General features: G+C 65.4%; 4 protein-coding genes. 1 reads left to right on the top strand and 3 read right to left on the bottom strand.

The window, feature by feature from the left end; all coding sequences use genetic code 11:
• Positions 1-776 precede the first annotated feature (776 nt).
• Positions 777-2,741, top strand: coding sequence for an alpha/beta fold hydrolase (locus JW929_05685; protein MBN1438886.1), 1,965 nt, complete (start codon positions 777-779; stop codon positions 2,739-2,741).
• Between the two features lie 59 nt (positions 2,742-2,800).
• On the opposite strand, the gene JW929_05690 is transcribed toward JW929_05685, so the two are convergent.
• The 3 genes from JW929_05690 to JW929_05700 all read right to left on the bottom strand — a co-directional run.
• Positions 2,801-3,202, bottom strand: coding sequence for a DUF1667 domain-containing protein (locus JW929_05690; protein MBN1438887.1), 402 nt, complete (start codon positions 3,200-3,202; stop codon positions 2,801-2,803).
• A gap of 129 nt (positions 3,203-3,331) precedes the next feature.
• Positions 3,332-4,585 carry an FAD-dependent oxidoreductase gene (locus JW929_05695; GenBank protein MBN1438888.1) on the bottom strand — a complete coding sequence of 418 codons (1,254 nt, stop codon included), beginning with the start codon at positions 4,583-4,585 and terminating at the stop codon, positions 3,332-3,334.
• On the bottom strand, positions 4,578-5,683 hold a 1,106-nt coding region (locus JW929_05700), incomplete at its 5' end, for an FAD-dependent oxidoreductase (protein ID MBN1438889.1). The genes JW929_05700 and JW929_05695, both read right to left, overlap by 8 nt.

Raw genomic sequence — 5,683 nt, forward strand, 5'->3', positions numbered from 1 at the left:
ATTCCCGCTAAACCCACCCCCGGCGAAGAACGCGCCGAGGGCCGGCGCGGGAATGACGGACTATCTCCGGCTGGGAATTTTCCACAATTACCATTGATTTACTTTATAGACAGCCCCATGCGTTCCGGGATTCATTCTCTCAGCCCATCGCTTAAGCTTGAGGGCTTTGAATAAATGCATAACTTCATACGCAGATGCAAGGCTGGGAAGCCGGTCCCGGCGCAATTCCGGGAAAGGTGCCTGAACCTGTCCCGGAGCGCCTGTCCCGAGCACAGCGAGGGAAAGCGACGGGAGGACGAAGGAGGGGGAGCCTGAGCAGTTGCGAAAAAAGAAAAAAAGATCGTCATCCCGAGCTTTTTCCGGGACAGGCAAGTCCCGCGCTCCCAGCCCGACCCGGTCAAGGCGCGCTGGCCCGGGAGAGTGAATATCTTTTCATGATCTTGGGGAAGTCGTTTGTTCACGAAGCGAAGGTGCGGATGGCGGACGCGGGAATGACGCCTTTTTCTTGCGCGGCTTCATACGGATAGCTCCCCGTTTCACTTATTGGATGGTCCCGAAGAGGACGAGGGAGTCGGAGGCGGGATCGGCGGCAAAATGCGGGTGAGCACGACGTTCACTCCGCTGCCGCGGTAATCTCCGATCAGCACGTCGCCGCGCGCGGCCGGCAGGCGGACCGTCCGCCGGGGGGCTTTCCCGCGCTTTATTCACAGACGTCCGTGTGATACGATACCCGCGTGGTCCGATCCGATCTCCATCCTTGCCTTACGGGATCAATGATGAAGACCCTCGCCGGGTGGACGGCACTGGCGTGCCTGATTTCCCTCGTTCGCTTGGAACATCCCATACGCATCATCCCCGCGCCCGCCGAGCCGTATTTCGAGCCCGGCGCGTGCCTGTTTCCCGCGCCCGGCGACGGCCGGACCGAATGCGGTTTCCTAACCGTGCCGGAGAATCGGAGCGAACCGGAGGGGCGCGGCGTACGCCTGCCGGTCGTGATTTTCAAAAGCCATTCCGAGAATCCCGAACCGGACCCGGTGGTGTTTTTCGACGGAGGACCGGGGAACAGCGTGCTCGCGCTGGCGGGCCTGTTCGCCGCCTCGCCGATCCGCCGGAACCGCGACCTGATCCTGCTCGAGCAGCGCGGCAACAACGGCGCGGAACCTTCGCTGGATTGCCCGGAGGTCGATCGGGCGATCCTTTCGAATTTATCGTCGGCCGGCACGGTGGAGGAGGAGACCCGCCGGGTGGCCGAAGCGGCGGGGATTTGCCGTGAAAGGCTGACATCGCAGGTCGGGATCGATCTCTCGCAGTATCACAGCGCCGCCGCGGCCGCCGATTTCGAGGATCTGCGCCGGATCCTCGGATACGAACAATGGAATCTGTACGGCGTATCCTACGGCACGCGCTTGGCGATGTTCTACATGCGGGATTACCCGGCGCACGTCCGCAGCGTGGTGCTGGATTCGATATATCCGCCGGAAACCGACACGTATTCCCAACTGGTGCCGCAAGCGATCGAGGTCTTCGGGAGCCTGTTCGATGCCTGCGCGCAGGATGTGCGATGCCGGGAGGCTTACCCCTGTCTGGAGGAGCATTTCTACCGGCTGGTGGAAGAACTCAACGATGATCCGGTTCCGTTGCGGGCCGGGGCCATCGACGTATTGTTCAACGGCGACGACCTGGTCGCAACCGTATTCAACGCCCTGTACGACACATCGGCGGTCCCCCTATTGCCGCTTCTGATCGAAGAAATTCAGCAGGGGAACGCGGGCGTCCTGGCCCCGATTGTCTCCGGCGCCGTCGGACAGCTGACCGGGATCAATTGGGGCAAATATTATTCGGTGGAATGCTACGAGGAGTGGCCCTTCAATCCGCCGGAAGCGGTCGCCGACAGTTTCGCGCGCAATCCGCAGATTTCGATCTTCATCCCCTTCGCCTACGACCTGGGAGTGTGCCCGGTTTGGAACATCGGCCGCGCGCCGGACGACGCCGACCGGCCGGTGGCGAGCGATCTGCCCACGCTGATCCTTTCCGGCGAGCTCGATCCCATCACGCGGCCGGAGTTCGGTCGGACGGCCGCAGAATCACTCGGCCGCGCCTACCGCTACGAGTTCCCCGGGCAGGCCCATGCCATCAGCCTCTCCGGATGCGCCCAGCGGATGATGTTGGATTTTCTGGATGATCCGTCCGTTCCTCCCGACGAGGATTGTATGGCGGACCTGGCACGGGCTCCCTTCATCATCGCCGAGGATTGGCATCTCACCCCCGCCCTCTACCGGCTGAACGCCGATTTGCTCGGACGACCCAACCCGGTCCACCGCGGCTTGCTGGGCTTCATGCTCCTGTTTTTCCTCGGCGAGATCCTTCTGCTGCCCGGCAACCTGATCCGTGCGCTCCGCCGCCGGAGCCCCGCTTCGCCGGCGCCGGCCCGGATCGCCCGCGGGCTGGGGCTGGCCGTCGCCGTTTTGGGGGCGGCCTTCTGGCTGGGTTTGGCCGCCGCCGTCGGCCGCATCCTTTCCGACGGATTTCTTATGCTTGGTTTCGGCGTGCCGCGGGAGTATGGGTGGATCCTCGCCCTTCCCCGATCGGCCGTCCTCCCGGCGTTCGGAATGGCGGCCTTGGCTGTGCCGGTGTGGCGGTGCGGTTATTGGACCGCATTGGTGCGCGTTCACTACACCCTCTTAACTTTGGCCGCGTGGGTATTTGTTTTTTTCACTTGGTATTGGGGTTTGATGGGGTGACCCGACGTCCGCCGAAGCGCCGCGCCGCTTCCCTTTTTTCCGCTTTTCCGTCCCGGGCGTCACTCCGGGCGAGGGGCAAGGGAGCCGGAGGGAGAGGCGGGCGGCAAAGTGCGGGTGAGCACGACGTTCACCCCGCTGCCGCGGTAATTCCCGATCAGCACGTCGCCGCATGCGGCCGGCAGGCGGACCGTCCGCCGGGCGAGGTCCGCGATCAGATCAAAGATCAGCTCCCGCGGCAAGGGCTGATCGGTGCGCACGGAGATGCACGGAAAGGCGGGCGAATCGGTCCGCACGACGGCCGTGACCACCCGCTTGGGTGAAAGGACCTCCTCGCGGCCGTAGGCTTCGCCCTTCGGGCAACGGTTTCCGCTGACCTTCACGTTGCCGTCGGGAGTTATCTCGACCGTTAGCCGGCAGCCGATTGGGCAGGCGATGCAGACGAACTCCTTTTTTCCGGGCATCCTTTCTTCACCATGTCATTGCAAGGAGGATCGGCGCCGCCGATCCGACGAAGCGATCTCCTGCTTCGTGGAAGCAGGTAGCGGCTTGGCTGAGAGACCGAGGCGGTTTTCAAGACCGCCTCGGTCTTCTTACTCGATCGCCGCCTCCAGGACGTTTTCTCCCCGGGGATCCGGTTCGGGGAAATCCGCGGGCTTCAGCGGAACGCGGATCATCTCCGACGGCTGGACGTGGGGGAGTCTCTTCCTTTTAACCTCGGCCCCGTCGATCCGCAGGGAGAGGATCGCGTCGTTCTTCACCGTCAGCGCCCGCAGGTAGATCACGTTCTCCCGCCCCGGCGAATAATAATTGGGCGTCACCGAGCGCACTCCCGTTCCCGCCGCCAGGCGGAATTGCGGCGGCCGCTCCCCGGCGAGGTAACGGCAAACCGCCTGCCCGCAGCGGCGGCCTTCCTCGACCACGAAATCCACCAGGTCGTGGACGTGCAGCACGTTGCCGCAGGCGAAGATCCCCGGCACGCCGGTCATCAGGCTGGAATCGACGCGCGGCCCGCCGGTTTCATCGCTGAGGGAAACCCCGGCCTTGCGGGAGAGCTCGTTTTCCGGGATCAGGCCGACGGAGAGCAGGACGGTGTCGCACTCCAGCCGGAAGGTTTTGGCGTAGTCCGGCACGCCGCCCGCAAGCGGCGTCACCTCGACCCCGTCCACCCGCTCGCGGCCGGTGATCTTCGATACGACGTGAGCCAGATGCAGCGGAATGGAGAAATCGTTCAGGCACTGCGAGATGTTGCGGGCGAGTCCCGAGGGATAGGGCAGGATCTCGACCACGGCCGGCACTTTCGCGCCGACCAGCGTCAGGCGGCGGGCCATGATCAGGCCGATGTCGCCGGAGCCGATCACCACCGCCCGGCGGCCGGGCAGGAAGCCGTCGAGGTTCATCAGCCGCTGGGCCAGTCCGGCGGTGTAGACCCCCGCGGGGCGACTTCCGCCGATGGCGACGTTGCCGCGGTTGCGCTCGCGGCAGCCCATCGCCAGCACCACCGCGCGGCACGCCAGCCGGACGACGCCGTGGGCTTTGCCGCAGGCGGTCACCGTATGCGCGCCTTCCTCGCCTGATATCTCCATCACCGTCGTGTCTGGGTAAATGTCGATTCCCGCCTGCCGGACCCCGGCCAGCAGGCGTTCGGCGAACTCGGGGCCGGTGAGGTCGGCGCCGAATTCGTGGATCCCGAAGCCGTTGTGGATGCACTGCATCAGGATCCCGCCCAGGAATTCCTCGCGCTCCACCACGGCGACCGCAAGCCCGCCCGCGCGCATCGCGGCCGCCGCCGCCATCCCCGCCGCTCCGCAGCCGATGACCACCGCGTCGCAGGACCGCTCAACCATCGGCGTCCTCCCCGATCCGGCCCATCACCAGCCGGCTGTCACCGCCGCGCTTGGTGATCTCTTCGACCGGCAGGCCGGTCTCGCGGGCGATGATCGAAAGGATCCGGTAGGTGCAGAATCCGCCCTGGCAGCGGCCCATCCCGGCCCGGGTGCAGAACTTGATCCCGTCGAGGGTGGTGTGGCCTCTGCGGATCGCCTCGACTACCTCCGCCTCCGACACGCTTTCGCAGCGGCAAACGATGCGGCCGTAGGCCGGATCCTCCCGGATGAGCGATTCCAACTCGCCGAATCCGGCGTCGCGGACTTTGACCGAAGGCTTGCGGGTCGGAATAAAATCCGGTTTTTCCGCAAGCTCCAGGCCGTCCTGCATCAGCAATTCGGCCACAAGCTCGGCGATCGCCGGCGCGGCGGTGAGGCCCGGAGATTGGATCCCCGCCGCCTGAATAAAGCCGGGCGCCTTTTCGGAGATCGCGATGAAAAAATCGTTGCCCGGCAGGGCCGGACGGAGGCCGGCGAAGGAGGTGATGATGTCGCGTTTGGAGATCGAGGGGACCAAACGAGCCGCCAGCGCGAACACCCGCTCGAGGTTCTCCGGGGTGGTGCCCTCGTCGTCCTTGTCGTCGATCTCCTCCGCCGTCGGACCGACCATCATCGTCCCCTCCACGGTCGGGATCACCAGCACGCCTTTGGAGTTCTTGGCCGGGACGGGGAAGACCACATGCGCGGGGAAGCCGGGCGCGTTCCGATCGAGCAGGTATTCCTCGCCCTTGCGGGGGATGATGCGGAACTCCTCCGCACCGAAGGCGGCCGAGACTTCGTCGGCGTACAGCCCGGCGGCGTTCACCACCCGCCGCGCCGCGAGGGTTTCGCCCCGCGCGGAGGAGAGGATCCAGCGGCCGTCTTCGCGCCGCGCGGAGACGACCTTCCAATCGGTATACAGCCGCACCCCGTTGGCGGCGGCGTTCTCCACCAGCGCGAAGACCAACCGGTAGGATTCGACGATTCCCCCCGTCGGCGCCCACAGCCCGCCGACTACGTCGGGATTGAGCTTTGGCTCGAGGGCCAGGATCCGCTCGCGGCCGACGATCTCGATCCGCG

The sequence above is a fragment of the Anaerolineales bacterium genome (genome assembly GCA_016928575.1).
GTDB lineage: Bacteria > Chloroflexota > Anaerolineae > Anaerolineales > RBG-16-64-43 > JAFGKK01.